Source organism: Psychroflexus curvus, assembly GCF_020164585.1.
Classification (GTDB): domain Bacteria; phylum Bacteroidota; class Bacteroidia; order Flavobacteriales; family Flavobacteriaceae; genus Psychroflexus; species Psychroflexus curvus.
The window spans coordinates 356,782-370,934 of record NZ_JAIQZF010000002.1 but is presented as its reverse complement, the minus strand read 5'-3'; the positions used below and the strand labels follow the sequence as shown (position 1 = coordinate 370,934).

Annotated in this window: 14 protein-coding genes; 6 read left to right on the top strand and 8 right to left on the bottom strand. The window is 36.9% G+C overall.

Annotated features, from left to right (window positions below; genetic code table 11):
- The first annotated feature begins 194 nt into the window (after positions 1-194).
- The 4 genes from aspS (at position 195) to LB450_RS03870 (ending at position 4,372) form a co-directional block, all read left to right on the top strand.
- Positions 195-1,943: an aspartate--tRNA ligase gene (aspS, locus tag LB450_RS03885; protein ID WP_224486544.1), complete on the top strand. Its 1,749-nt coding sequence runs from the start codon at positions 195-197 to the stop codon at positions 1,941-1,943.
- A gap of 46 nt (positions 1,944-1,989) precedes the next feature.
- Positions 1,990-3,777 carry a chloride channel protein gene (locus LB450_RS03880; protein ID WP_224486543.1) on the top strand — a complete coding sequence of 596 codons (1,788 nt, stop codon included), beginning with the start codon at positions 1,990-1,992 and terminating at the stop codon, positions 3,775-3,777.
- A gap of 9 nt (positions 3,778-3,786) precedes the next feature.
- Positions 3,787-4,068: a hypothetical protein gene (locus LB450_RS03875; RefSeq protein ID WP_224486542.1), complete on the top strand. Its 282-nt coding sequence runs from the start codon at positions 3,787-3,789 to the stop codon at positions 4,066-4,068.
- Positions 4,069-4,180: 112 nt separating this feature from the next.
- Positions 4,181-4,372 carry a cold-shock protein gene (locus LB450_RS03870; protein ID WP_019037592.1) on the top strand — a complete coding sequence of 64 codons (192 nt, stop codon included), beginning with the start codon at positions 4,181-4,183 and terminating at the stop codon, positions 4,370-4,372.
- Positions 4,373-4,813: 441 nt separating this feature from the next.
- Here LB450_RS03870 and rpmF read toward each other — a convergent pair whose 3' ends face one another.
- The 3 genes from rpmF to pdxA form a co-directional block, all read right to left on the bottom strand.
- Complete coding sequence (rpmF, locus tag LB450_RS03865; RefSeq protein WP_224486541.1) at positions 4,814-5,017, bottom strand: 50S ribosomal protein L32; 204 nt, start codon at positions 5,015-5,017, stop codon at positions 4,814-4,816.
- Between the two features lie 15 nt (positions 5,018-5,032).
- Positions 5,033-5,572 (bottom strand): YceD family protein, encoded by a 540-nt coding sequence (locus LB450_RS03860; RefSeq protein WP_224486540.1) that lies wholly within the window; start codon positions 5,570-5,572, stop codon positions 5,033-5,035.
- Between the two features lie 71 nt (positions 5,573-5,643).
- Positions 5,644-6,669, bottom strand: coding sequence for a 4-hydroxythreonine-4-phosphate dehydrogenase PdxA (gene pdxA / locus LB450_RS03855; protein WP_224486539.1), 1,026 nt, complete (start codon positions 6,667-6,669; stop codon positions 5,644-5,646).
- A gap of 51 nt (positions 6,670-6,720) precedes the next feature.
- On the opposite strand from pdxA, the gene LB450_RS03850 reads away from it, so the two are divergent.
- Positions 6,721-7,314: a riboflavin synthase gene (locus LB450_RS03850; RefSeq protein WP_224486538.1), complete on the top strand. Its 594-nt coding sequence runs from the start codon at positions 6,721-6,723 to the stop codon at positions 7,312-7,314.
- Between the two features lies 1 nt (position 7,315).
- On the opposite strand, the gene LB450_RS03845 is transcribed toward LB450_RS03850, so the two are convergent.
- Genes LB450_RS03845 through LB450_RS03830 form a run of 4 tightly spaced genes read right to left on the bottom strand, consistent with a single transcriptional unit; the run spans position 7,316 to position 12,442 of the window.
- Positions 7,316-8,734 carry a TolC family protein gene (locus tag LB450_RS03845; RefSeq protein WP_224486537.1) on the bottom strand — a complete coding sequence of 473 codons (1,419 nt, stop codon included), beginning with the start codon at positions 8,732-8,734 and terminating at the stop codon, positions 7,316-7,318.
- Positions 8,731-10,101 carry an HlyD family secretion protein gene (locus LB450_RS03840; RefSeq protein ID WP_224486536.1) on the bottom strand — a complete coding sequence of 457 codons (1,371 nt, stop codon included), beginning with the start codon at positions 10,099-10,101 and terminating at the stop codon, positions 8,731-8,733. Before LB450_RS03840 ends, LB450_RS03845 begins: the two co-directional genes overlap by 4 nt.
- 1 nt (position 10,102) lies before the next feature.
- Positions 10,103-11,764 (bottom strand): peptidase domain-containing ABC transporter, encoded by a 1,662-nt coding sequence (locus tag LB450_RS03835; RefSeq protein WP_224486535.1) that lies wholly within the window; start codon positions 11,762-11,764, stop codon positions 10,103-10,105.
- 3 nt (positions 11,765-11,767) lie between these two features.
- Positions 11,768-12,442 carry a TetR/AcrR family transcriptional regulator gene (locus LB450_RS03830; RefSeq protein ID WP_224486534.1) on the bottom strand — a complete coding sequence of 225 codons (675 nt, stop codon included), beginning with the start codon at positions 12,440-12,442 and terminating at the stop codon, positions 11,768-11,770.
- 140 nt (positions 12,443-12,582) lie between these two features.
- On the opposite strand from LB450_RS03830, the gene LB450_RS03825 reads away from it, so the two are divergent.
- Positions 12,583-13,311, top strand: a complete 729-nt coding sequence (locus tag LB450_RS03825) for a DUF3667 domain-containing protein (RefSeq protein WP_224486533.1) — start codon at positions 12,583-12,585, stop codon at positions 13,309-13,311.
- A 198-nt stretch (positions 13,312-13,509) separates the two neighbouring features.
- Here the strand turns inward: LB450_RS03825 and LB450_RS03820 are convergent, their stop codons facing one another.
- On the bottom strand, positions 13,510-14,151 hold the full coding sequence (locus LB450_RS03820) for an arsenate-mycothiol transferase ArsC (RefSeq protein WP_224486532.1): 642 nt from the start codon (positions 14,149-14,151) through the stop codon (positions 13,510-13,512).
- Positions 14,152-14,153 lie beyond the last annotated feature (2 nt).

Genomic DNA, 14,153 nt, shown 5'->3' with positions numbered 1-14,153 from the left:
CATAATTTACGTTTAAAAAACATATAGTTAACATTAAATTTACATAGACTCTCTTAAGCCCTGCACGTACTGGATTTAGCTTTAATAAAAAAGTACAGTCAAATGGTAACATATTCTTCAAAAATTTCTTTTACATAACTTCATTAAGACCGCTAACTTCTTATTTTTGCAAACTGTTACACAAATCACTAAGCATGTATAGAGATCACAATAACAGCGAGTTAAACATCTCATCTTTAAATAAAAAGGTGACTTTATCTGGCTGGGTTCAAAAAATAAGAGACAAGGGATTTATCATTTGGGTAGACCTGAGAGATCGGTATGGTATTACCCAACTCGTATTTGACTCTGAGCGAACTTCTACTGCAGTTATTGAACAGGCAAGAGAATTAGGAAGAGAATTTGTGATCCAGGTCGAAGGACAGGTTTTAGAAAGAGAATCTAAAAACAAACATATGTCTACTGGAGACATTGAAGTTTTGGTAGAAAAACTTACCGTCTTAAATGCGTCAGAAATACCTCCGTTTACCATTGAAGATAAGACCGATGGCGGAGAAGATTTGAGAATGAAATACAGGTATTTGGACATCAGAAGAAATCCGGTTAAAAATAAACTGATTTTCCGCAGTAAGGTTTCCATGGCGGTAAGAAATTATCTTTCTCAGCAGGATTTTGTGGAAGTAGAGACCCCTTATTTAATAAAATCTACACCTGAAGGCGCCCGGGATTTCGTAGTGCCAAGTAGAATGAACGCCGGGCAGTTTTATGCCTTACCACAATCTCCACAAACCTTTAAGCAGTTGCTTATGGTTGGAGGGCTGGATAAGTATTTTCAAATTGTAAAATGCTTTAGAGATGAAGATTTAAGAGCAGACAGACAGCCTGAGTTTACCCAGATCGACTGCGAAATGACTTTCGTAGAGCAGGAAGATATTCTTAACACCTTCGAAGGCTTGACTAAACATCTACTTAAAGAAATCAATAATGTTGAAGTAAAAGCTTTTCCTCGCATGACCTATGATGAAGCGATGAAGACTTACGGAAATGACAAGCCAGACATCAGGTTTGGGATGAAGTTTGGCGAATTGAATTCTGTTGCTCAGCACAAAGACTTTAAAGTATTTAATGAAGCTGAACTGGTTGTCGGTATTGCCGTTCCTGGTGCTGCTTCGTATTCCAGAAAAGAAATCGATAAACTGATAGACTGGGTAAAACGTCCTCAGGTTGGCGCGAAAGGCATGGTTTACGTCAAGTATAATGAAGACGGAACTTTAAAATCGTCTGTAGATAAATTTTATGACGAAGCTGATCTCAAAGCCTGGGTCGAACAAACCCATGCACAGCCTGGTGATTTAATTTGCGTTTTATCTGGAGATGCCAATACTACCCGTGGACAACTAAGTGCTTTACGTATGGAGATGGGGAATCGACTTGGATTGAGAAAACCAAATGAGTTTGCGCCTTTATGGGTGATAGATTTTCCATTACTGGAATGGGACGAAGACACCAAGCGTTACCATGCTATGCATCATCCGTTTACGTCACCAAAAGCTGGACAAATTCCATTGTTAGCAACAGATCCGGGCGCTGTTAAAGCTAATGCTTACGATTTGGTATTGAACGGAAATGAAATTGGGGGAGGCTCTATCAGAATTCATGATCAGAAAACACAAGCTTTGATGTTCGATTATCTTGGTTTTTCGAAGGAGGAAGCTGAAGCTCAATTTGGATTTTTGATGAAAGCCTTTACTTACGGCGCTCCCCCACACGGAGGAATCGCTTTTGGTTTAGACAGACTTGTGGCTATCTTAGGAGGTCAGGAAAGCATACGGGATTTTATAGCCTTTCCAAAAAACAATTCTGGAAGGGATATCATGATTGATGCGCCAGCACCTATTGACGAAGAACAATTGAAAGAACTCGATCTTAAATTGAGGAGCTAGGTTCGAAGCTAAAACTTCTGATGTACAGTTTTAATTAAAAAAGTTGATGAAGTTTAATTTACCGCACATGCTCACCAAAGTCACAAGCTGGCTTGAAAACAGCTTTTCTAAGCAGCAGTTACTCATTCTCATGAGTGCTGTTGTTGGTTTGCTTTCCGGACTTGTTGCGGTATTATTAAAAAATCTGACTTATTTAATTCAGTCTTTACTTGGTGGCGGATATATTTCAAATTATCACAACGCTTATTATTTTATTTTCCCACTAGCAGGACTTCTCCTTGTTTATTTATTTTCAAAATTTATTTTGAAAAAAGAGATTGGTCAAGGAATTTCTACAACCTTATATTCCATATCGAGGAGAAAGGGTTTTATGCGTAAATTTCAAAATTATGCTTCTCTGATAACTGCTCCTATTACTTTAGGGTTTGGTGGTTCTGCAGGTCTGGAAGCTCCAACTGTAGTTTCTAGCGCAGCCTTAAGTACAAGTTTTTCGAAATTTCTCAACCTTACCCAGGCGTCTAGAACCCTAATGATTGGTTGTGCAGCTGCTGGCGCTATGTCCTCTATTTTTCAGGCCCCTATAGCTGGGATTATTTTTGCGATAGAAATTTTCAGTCTTGATCTGACTTTAGTGTCCATGATTCCTCTTCTGGTAGCTTCTGTATCTTCAATTTTAACTTCCTATTTTTTCTTTGGTTCTGATATTATTCTTCATACGCAGCTCGGGGAAGCCTTTGAAATAAGTGATGTTCCATTTTATATTGCCTTGGGTATTTTTACAGCTTTTGCGTCAATTACGTTTACAAAGGTGTATATCTATACCTTTAAAAAGTTTAAAACATTCAAAAGTAAATTCAATAAAATAATTGTTGGAGGCCTTATTTTGAGCGGAATTTTATTCCTGGTCCCACAGATTTACGGTGAAGGTTATTCAACCATCAATGAATTATTGGCAGGGAATCATGAACTGGTTACCAAAAATAAATTTCTTCAGGGATGGGACATGACCTGGATGGTTATTGTCTTTTTATTACTGCTTATTGTTTTCAAAATGATTGCGACCTCAGTTACGATTGCTGCTGGTGGTATTGGTGGTATTTTTGCCCCAGTCCTGTTTATAGGAAGCATGATTGGACATTGCTATGGACTTGTTATCAATACGCTAGGCATCACAAAAGTCCCTGTATCTGTAAGTCAGTTTACATTGGTAGGCATGGCCGGACTTATGGCCGGGGTGATGCATGCGCCCCTCACCGCCATTTTCCTTATTGCTGAAATTACTAGCGGCTATAGTCTTTTTGTTCCCTTAATGATTACAGCGGCAATATCCTATGGCATTACAAGCCGATTCCAACCTAACTCAGTTTATACTATGGAATTGGCTGAACGAGGAGATTTGGTGACTCATAACAAAGATCAGGCAGTGCTTACCTTGATGGATATTCATCAAGTGATTGAAGATAATTTCAAGATACTTACTAATGACATGAATCTTGAACAAATTATCAATGAAGGCGTTATAAAGTCAAAACGAAACATCTTCCCGGTAGTAGATGAAAACCATATCTTTAAGGGCATCATTTTATTAGATGACATCCGAACCATAATGTTTGACAAAAGCCTTTACCAGGAAATGACTGTCATAGATTTTATGCAAAATGCACCTGATGTTATCGAATTGAACGAATGCAAGATGAAAGACATTATGAGAAAATTTCAAGAAACAGATGCCTGGAATTTACCTGTTGTAAGAGAAGGTAAATACGTTGGTTTTATTTCAAAATCAAAACTCCTTACTGCCTACAGACAAAAGTTAATTGAAGTCACCGTTTAAATTTATACTATGAGAGCACTTATTAAATTAGTTTTTCTACTGATTGCCGCAGGATTTGCAGTTGGAATCTATTTCAATCTGTATAAAGATGAACTCGTAGGAGAGCGTATTATCGGAATAAGTGTACTGGCTAGTGCCTTTGTCCTGATGCCTTTGTTTCTGGCTCATCGCTGGAAGGGTAAACGACTTCAGGATTATACATTGACGAAAGAAAATATGGATAGAATGAATAACAAAACCTCTGATAAGCCCCCTGAACAAAAGGATGACAAGGATGAAAATTCAACTTAAATCTATAGCTTATTGAAAATGATTTATTTAAGAGAAATTTTTTTAATAAAATGAATGTAGAACATTAATTTTTGTTTACTTTTGTTGCAATTATTAATTATTATTTATTATTATGCAAGGTAAAGTAAAATTTTTCAATGAGTCTAAAGGATATGGATTCATTACAAACGACGAAACAGGAGAAGATATTTTTGTTCACGTCACAGGACTTAACGGAGAAACTCTAAACGAGGGTGACGAAGTTGAGTACACAGAAGAAGAAGGAAGAAAAGGAATGAACGCTACAGATGTACGTTTGATCTAATCATATAACATTTTTTTTTCAAAACCTTAAAATGCCACTCAGACGAGTGGCATTTTTGTTTAAAGCCACCAAAGAGGAAATATTATACCCACTCTGCTATGTAATGAAAGAAAAAGACGATTTTTTTCTTTAAACGAAATAGAAAATTAAGGCATCCTCCTTAGACGGACGGCTTTATTTTATAGTGAAGTAAAAGGGAAAAAAGGGCGATTTATTTATCTCAGTATAAGGTAAAAATGATATGAGTAGTACCTTGAAAAATAGTTTACAGAAATTTGGCGTTTTGTAATCGTTCCTCCCCTTTGGAGATCCCAATAGCTATAGAGAAGGCAAGACTTTAAAAGCAGAATTTAACGACCCTTTATTCTGTGCTATTATAGTAAACAAAAAAACTCCTTTAACTTAATAAAGGAGTGATTATAGAATCTAAGGCATATAGATTTACTCTACAGCTTCAGCGTCTTCAGTACTGTCAATTAAAACCTGACCTCTGTAAAACAATTTACCTTCGTGCCAGTGTGCTCTGTGAAATAAGTGAGCTTCGCCAGTTGTTGTATCTGTAGCGATTTGAGGCATTTTAGCCTTAATGTGCCCTCTTCTCTTATCTCTTCTTGTCTTCGATATTTTTCTCTTTGGATGTGCCATTGCTCAAATATGTATTTATTCGTTTAGTAATTCTTTTAATTTATCCCACCGAGGATCTGTATCCTCTTCTTTTTTATCTTCTTCTGAAATTGATTTAGGTTCTAACTCCTGTAATTTCTCAAGAATGTCTGATTTTATACTGCCATCTTCTACACCCGGATGAATCCTTTTGGCTGGTAAGCCCAAAACGACACCTTCATAAATGTATTGCTGAACTTCTACTTCATGCTCGCCATGTGGTAAAATCAGCAGTTCTTCATTGTCATCATTAAACGCATCTCCAAACTTTACCACCAAAGATAAATGATTATCTATCTCCTGATTGTAAGGCTCTAAAGTTACATCGCAGTTGACATTTACGTGTCCAGTAAAGTTGAATTCCAGTTCAAGCATATTTGCTTTTTTGGTAAATTCTATATCTACAGTAACATCAGAACTATTAAATTCCTGAAAATCAAAAAGATCAAAGAACGCATTATCAATCTTGTAATCAAATCTGTGCTGTCCTTCTTTCAATCCTACAAAAGGTATGGCGTAAGCCTTAAACTTCCTCATACAACATCAGTTTTGAGCCTGCAAATATATTAAAAATTCATAATAATCCTCACTAAAATCTGATAATGATTTTATAAAGGATTTTCGGTGAGTTTAAGGTATTCAATTCTATTTCTAAATATGGATATCGACATAAAAATCGCCTGTGTAAATGAACTGCTTTCTGCGGTTCCTTTTCCAGCAATATCGAAGGCTGTCCCGTGATCTGGTGAGGTTCTTATCCTGTTGAGTCCAGCCGTAAAGTTAACTCCATTGCCAAAAGACAATGTTTTAAAAGGAATTAAACCCTGGTCGTGATACGCAGCAATAATCGCATCGAAGTTTGCATTGTTTTTGGACCCGAAGAAACTATCTGCAGCGTAAGGACCAAAAACAAATTTTCCATTATCTACGAATTTCTTGACTGCCGGCTTTATTACCTCATCATCTTCCTTACCTATCACTCCTCCATCTCCAGAATGGGGGTTGACACCCAAAACCGCAATTTTGGGCTCTCTTACCCTGAAATCTTTTTTCAGTGACTCATGGATAGCATTTACCTTCTTGTTGATAAGTTCTTCGTTGATTTTGGAAGAGACATCTTTTACCGGCACATGGTCTGTCAAAAGTCCAACTTTGATATGATTGGAGACCATGAACATCAGGCTATCGCCTTTCAATTCTTGCGCTAAAAAATCAGTGTGCCCCGGGAAGTTAAATTCGTCTGATTGGATACTATTTTTATTGATAGGTGCAGTAACAAGCGTATCGATGTCATTCGCAATGAGCGCCTGCGTTGCTGCTTTCAATGACTTTATCGCATAACCTCCTATGGTTTTATCTTCTTCGCCAAAATTGACCTTAACGTTTTCTTTCCACACATTCACAACGTTTATTTTGCCGTCAATGGCATCTTCAGCCTTTGAAATACCATGAAATTGCAGTTTGATTTTGAAGTAGTTTCCAAAAAACGACATCATCTTTGAATTGGCAAAAATAACAGGAGTGAAAAGTTCTAAAACACGGCTATCCTGAAGAGATTTCAATATGATTTCAGGACCTATACCATTCATATCTCCAATGCTTATTCCAACTCTTATATTTGACTTAGTTTTCATAAAATTACACTATTTTTGTAGCAAACAAAGGTAACGAAATAATCTACAATTATGTTTACAGGTATTATTGAGGAAGTAGGGAGTATCACTAAAATTGAGACTTCTGGAGGAAATATAGATTATACGATCAAAGCCAATCTTGCTGAGGAGTTAAAAGTTGATCAGAGTGTAGCTCATAACGGTGTCTGTCTGACGGTGGTTGATATCGAAAATGACACTTATAAAGTAACTGCCATAGACGAAACCCTGAATAAAACCAATCTTAAGCACCTTAAAGAAGGCCACCTCATCAATCTGGAAAGAGGGATGAAGATGAATGCCCATCTGGATGGACATATAGTGCAGGGACATGTGGACCAGGTGGCGATCTGCCAACGCGCAGAAACCAAAGATGGAAGCTGGGAATTTACGTTTTCTTACGACCCGGAACTCATGAATGTGACTATTGAAAAGGGCTCCATTACAATCAATGGTGTAAGTCTTACGGTAGTCAATTCAAAATTGAATGAATTTAGCGTAGCCATCATTCCGTATACCTACGAGAACACCACTTTCAAAACCTTGAAAAAAGGGGATGTTGTCAATCTCGAATTTGATGTGATTGGTAAATACGTGAAGCGTTTGATGGAACTGAAATCTCAGTAAACTAGTCTACGCTAACCTCATTTACCAGAACATTAAAAAGCTGAACTTTGGATTTAAGCAGTTTTTCAAAGACTTTAATTTCTTTCAGTCTCGAATCTATCAAGCTTACTTCTCTGGAATTCAAAAGGAAAACAGAACTTTCACCAAAACTGAACTTTCTTTCCTCACCTCGTAACAAACTGGCGTAATCTGTCACAATAGACTGGAAGGTAGTGAGCTGTCTCTGATAAGATAGGATTTCACTTCGGGAAGCCTGGATTTTATTCTGAAGCTGAAGCGACTCATAATCCAAATCCAGCTGTGCTTCATTGACTTTGATTTTTGCCAGTTTCAAATTCCCGCGTTCTTTTCTTAAAAATAGAGGAAGTTTAAAAAATAGACCCGCCTTATAGTCGTTAGTATTAAAATTTTCAAACTGCCCAACACGTTCGTTGATGAAGTTGTATTCCAAATCCAACTGAGGTTTCAGCATCTCAGCCTTCAGACGCCGTTCGACTTCCAGTCTGTCAATTTTAAAATCTAACGCCTTTATTTTAGGATGCTCTTCTAAAACAAAGTTTTCCAATTGAAGTAAATTGGTACCCAAAACAGGATCAATAGAATTTTCATTCAAATCTTCAGGAACAACAAAAGGATTTAATTCTAAGGGAATATTATCCTCAAACCAAAGAAAATTGGATAGCTGAAGTCGGCTTTTAATCAATTTTAAATTGGACTGCTCTAAACTCAATTTCCTGTTTTGAACAATAATCCCTGCTTCCAAAGTATCTATAGTTGGAATATCACCAGCAAGTGCACTTTGTTTTATCCCTTCAAATCTGATTTCTGCGCGTCCCACAAAATCGCTGAACAGACTTACTTCCCGACTAGCCAGGTACCAGTCCAGATAAGCCAAAACAGCATCAGACAGTAATTGGTTGAGCCGAATATCACGCTGTGCCAGACTTAAATCCTGCATGATTTTAGCCTGTCTTACATCTGCCATTCTTTGATTGATGAATAAACCTTGCCCAACAGGAACAGAAATCCCGGCACTATACAAGCCATCATTAGGGACAGTGTTCTGCGGGTTCAAATACTCGCCTTGATTTTGTTCAAAACCAGCTTTCACTTCTATACCGTACCAAGTTGGAATCTTGAAGGTTGAGTTGAGAATATCGTAATATTCTGATCCTTTAAATTCTTTGTTTTTCCAATCCACCATCACCTGAGGATCAAAAGCGCCTCGAGATTTTAACAATTCGGCCTGGGCGGAAGAGATTTCGAAATTGGCAAGTTGTGCAATAGGATGGTATTCTTTCACATAAGCAAGAAACTCATTAAGACCGAGAACGTTTTCATCAATACTTTCCGGTTGTTCCTGAGCAAAGCTTAACATACTAAAGAATAAGCATAGTACTAAAAGATAGAAACGAATCATTTTTTGGAATTTTGATTCTTGTTTTCGTTTGTATTTGAATCTTGAGGCATGTAGTAATCTGGTGGAAAGCCATTGATCTTTCTCCAGATTTCATACCATACAGGCACATCATCAAGCAAGGCCATAGTCCTGGCTCCAGAGCCGGCGCGTATCACATCTGGCCAGGGTTCTTCTTCTGGATTTTCTTCTATCAATACCCGAAATTTTCCCTTTTTAGGATCCATTGTTCTGGATACAGCTACAATTTTACCCCCATAAGTTCCGTAAGATAAATTGGGCCAGCCCGAGAAGAAGATAGCAGGCCAGCCGTCAAAAATAAGGCGTATTGGTTCCCCGGGATGCAACAAGGGCAAATCTATTGGATCTACATAAGTTTCTACAGCAAGATCTAAATCAGTTGGCATAATACTCACCACCTGAGTTCCAGCAGGAAAAGTTTCTCCAATTCCACTCTGCAGGGCTCTGTTAACAAAGCCATCTTGCGGAGCGGTGATAAAGCGCATTCCGGAACGCACGCTATAATTGGAAAATTCTGTCTCTAACTTGGTACGCTGAGCTTCTGTGTCGAATTGACCTGAAAGGGCCGTAAACTTATCACTTTCAGCTTTTGATATTTTTTCCTGGTAATTGGCCTTTATACTCGAAATTTCTATACGCGCATTTATAACCTCGTTTCTACTGGCCAATAATTTATTTTTCTGAGAAACCAGCTTGGCTTGACTGTTTTGAAGTTTTAATCGTTTTTCCTCGAGGTCTGTAACGGCTTTCAGTCCCTCTTTTTCAAGACTTTCTGTCCGTTCGTACTGACGTTCCGCAATATTTATCTGAGTTTTCTCTGCCTCCAACTCTATGCTATCGCTCTCCACTTTCAGGTTAGCCTGCATCAATTTGTTCCTGGCTTGCTCTAGCTTAAGCTTTCGTTCTTCTTTAAGTGCTTCAATTTGAAAATTTAAAGATTTTACTTTTTCGATATAAGACTCATAAGAAAAATTCTTTGCGGTGATTTGGGATTGAGCTCGAGTGAGAAGTTGTGGGTCAAAAAATTTATCTTTTACCTCAGAAATATGCAAAATAGTATCACCTTTTTTCACGATCTGCCCTTCTTTCACGTACCATTTTTCAATTCTACCGGCAATAGCAGATTCTATTGATTGAGCTCTCTGACTTGGGTTTAAAGCGGTAACATAACCCTTGCCCTGAACGATTTGCGTCCATGGGAGAAACAGTATGGCAAAAAGGACTATTCCTAAGATGGTCATGATCTTATTGAAAGTCAAAAAACGATCTTTTTGAAAGGTAAATTGCATTGACTTATACTTAGATAAATCAACTTTGTCGTTCAGTTTAAGTTTTGATATATCCAGCATCTTATTCGTTTATTGTCATTTTGCCATTCTCCAGATAGAAAAAACGATTGCACTTATCTTTCCAAATCTGTTTGCTACTTACCACCACCAAAGCCCAGGTTCTGTCTGGTCCAGATAGAAAATCGATTATTTTCCTGGACTCCTCTTCCATTAAATCCTGAGTAGGGTCTTTCAACACAAGTAATTTAGGTTTGGAAGCAATTGCTCTTGCAATCATAATTTTCTTGTTGATGGTATAAGGTAACTGCCTGCCCTCAGAGTATATCATGGTGTGCAGTCCTTTCTCCTGTGATTTCACAAATTCACTTAGCTCTAATTTCTTAACTAATAATTGAACATAATCCATCGAAATGCTTGGATTATTCAGGGTTATGTTTTCAAGTATAGTCCCTTCAAAAGTTTGATTACTAGGAAAATAATGGCCAGCAAAATCTCTAAAATAAGTAAGGTCAATATTCTTTAGATTAAAATCATTTATAAAAATATTTCCCTCGATATTATCGATTAAACCCACCAAAACCCTCAGTAAAGTCGATTTGCCCGATCCAGGGGTTCCCTGCACCAGAATGGAGTCGTTAGGATAAATTTTAGTATTGACATCCTTTAAAACTTTTTCATTCCCCAAACTTAGATTGATATTCTTGTATTCAAAAATGAAATCTTGCGTTTTATCTAAAGGTTTATTTCCTCCTTGAGTTTCTATAGGTATATCTGTGACTCTGCCTAATTTTTCTAAACCAGCAATAAGCACATAAAGGTCTTCTAAGCCCTGAATCAGCTTTTCAACAGAGTTGATCATTAAAACAATAATAATTTCGGCTGCAACAAACTGTCCGATATTCATTTGCTGATTTATCACCAACAGTCCGCCAACAATCAATAAAGCAGCAGCTACAATCACCTTAAAGGCAATCATTTTAAAAAATTGAAACCTCAACACCCGGAAGTGCTTTTCTCTGGCATTCAAATATTTCAAACTTGTCTCATCGTTTCGCTGAGAAGCATAAGAAAAACTCTCTGAAACCTTAAAGCCTTCAATACTTCTGGCTACCTCTTGAATCCAATGCGCCGTCTTATACTTATAGCTGGATTCGTGTAAAGATTCTTTCACTCCCTCTTTTAGAGAAAGCTTGAAAATGACATAAAACAGTAAAATCAATAAAAATCCAAAAAAGACAAAAAACGGATGGTATAAAGACAGCAAGATAAGACCGAAACCAATCTGAATGAACGCACTGGAAAATTCGATAAGCAACTTTGGCAGTGTCTTTTGTATAGTCATCACATCAAAAAACCGATTGGCAAGCTCTGGCGGGTACTCATTTTGTAGAGCTGAATATTTCATTTTTGGAAACCTGTAAATAAGCTCAAATGAAGACCGGGCAAAAATACGCTGTTGCAAATCTTCACCTATCCTAAGCTGCATATACCTTAACACACCACCAAATGCAACACTAAAAAGAACGACACCGGTAAGCAAGATGACAGAGGCATTAAAACTTCCGCCAACTATTATATTTACAATAGCCTGTATACCCAAAGGAAGACCTAACTCAACAAGGCCGGCAAAAACAGCATAAAAGAGGATTTTAAAAACAGATTTTCTCTCCAGATTTAATAATCTGCCCAATCTTATCCATGGAGTTTTAGTATCAGTTGCCATAAGTTAAGAGGTTAAGGTTTTGGTCAATAAATCTTTGTAGAATAAATACAAATTATCTTTTGAATGACAATCGGTTAAATTATGAAAATGTTCTGACAGGAAAAACTGATTTAGCGAACCTTCTATGATGAGAGATGATAAGCTATTGCTGTACCTATAATTTGTATTGACAGCTGCAATCATACCCGATAATCGCGAAGATAAACGCTTGTAAATACTGAAATATCCAGCTTCATTTTCCTCATCTACAAGCTTGTGATGATAGGCCTTTACAAACTCAGAATTGAGAATATGCCTCAGTTTCTGACCTTCAACCTGAAAAGATGTACATTTTGTTTGTGGAGTGCTGAATAAAGTTTCCAAGGCTTTCAGCAATTTCTCCATGTCATCAAACATATTGCTGGTTTGCACTACAACCTGAAACTCCATAATTCCCCAATACAAGGAGGAAATATATAAAAGAAGCCTGTGCTTGTTTTCGAAATACCTGTAAATGGAACTTTCTGTAGAGCCTATTTCTTTGGCTAATTTCTTGAAATTAAACTCTTCAATACCATGCAGATCAATAAGATCTATACTGGACTTGACAATATTAATACCCAGAGACGAACTTTCCGGATCTTTTAGGTAAAGATTAGAATTGATGTCAACCCTTAAATTGGATAGCAAGTTATGCATACTTAATAATTAAGATCGCAAATATAATAGTAATACTATCAAAAATTAATAAAACGATTTCCTAAACAATGTTAAATTATATGATTAATTTAGATAATACAAAACAATAGTCATGCAATTTATATCAGTTTTTTAAAGACATGAAACTTAGGCTAAAACTTAATCCAAGACCAAAACGTTTTCAATACAGGACAGAAAAATGTTTAAACTGTGGTCACACACTTGATATTTCAGATCGTTATTGTCCAAATTGTGGGCAAAAGAATTCCTCCAAAAAACTAAGTTTAAAACAGCTTTTAGAAGAGTTTTTTTCAGGATTAGTGGCTTACGACTCCCGGTTTAGAAAATCTGTAAGTGCACTCGCCTGCTCGCCTGGAAAACTTAGCTTAGAATACATTCAAGGGAAACGTATTAGTTATGTCAATCCTTTCCGGTTTTTTATAAGTACCGCCATTATTTTCTTTTTAGTTGTTAGCTGGATCAATCGCGAAGAACTCAGAGATATTAAAATATCGTCCGAAAAAGAGTTAAAGAATAAGCCTGAAATCTCCAACAATAATTTGGATTTTGTGACCAATTTATCCGACTCAAAAATCATAAATTACATCGAGGAACATCCAAAAACCAACTATTCCGAAGCGATACAAGCTCTTGGAATGGAGGATACCATGATAAACAGAGTAAAATTTGAGTTTATGTTTGGCTATACCCGACTTATTGAAAATCCCACAGGATTTGTAAATTTTCTTCTCCCTAAGTTTCCTTTTTTTCTCTTTTTCTTTATCCCGTTATTTACCCTTTTCAATACTTTGCTTTATGTAAGAAGAAAAATCCCTTACACGCATCACCTCATTTTCAATTATAACTAACAAACGGTTTTTTTAATACTGCTGTTTTTAGTCTTTATGATTGACTTTATAAGCGTATGGATTTGGTTATTGGTTTACGTCTTCTATTTATATAAATCCATGAGGAAATTTTATATCCAGGGAAGATTCAAAACCATCATAAAACAACTTGTGATTATGAATTTATATTGGATAAGTGCTTTACTGGTCTTAACTAGTTTAGCAACCATAAGCATTATCTTTTTTTGAAGCAGATAACGACATCATATAGCACACTTCTCTTCCTATTTCCAAAGCACGCTCCAGATACTTTTCATCCTGGAAACTGGTTTCATCAAAGGTTTTAGGATCGCCATAAGGCGTGGCAAATCTTTTGGTAGCGCCTGGGATAAAAGGGCAATTTTCATCGGCATGCGAACAGGTCATGATGGCTAAAAAGTCTTTTTGTGGATTTTCAGAAGCCTCATACACTTTAGAAAAACAGCTGGTGGACAAGCCTTCACCAAATTTGATTTTATACCTTGGGTTGGTTCCAACCGAATTTGATGTGATTTCAAAACTCATCGCCTTAAGCGCTGTCACAGAATTCGGATGCAGGGCAGTGACTTCGGTGCCTCCAGAAAAAGCCTCAATCAGAGCCGATATTCCGTAAAACTCTGCAGCTACATTGGCCCAAACCTGTCCAAAATGACTCCTTCTGGAATTATGAGTGCAGATATAAACCAGTCTGGCTTTGCCCTTTTTTTCAATTTCTGAGTCTATCGCCGTTGCTATCGTTTTCAAAACAGTTTTTCTTTCTGCTGAAATTAACCCGCGTTCATTTTCAAATTTTCGACAAAGCTTTTCAATTTTAGGAAACATAT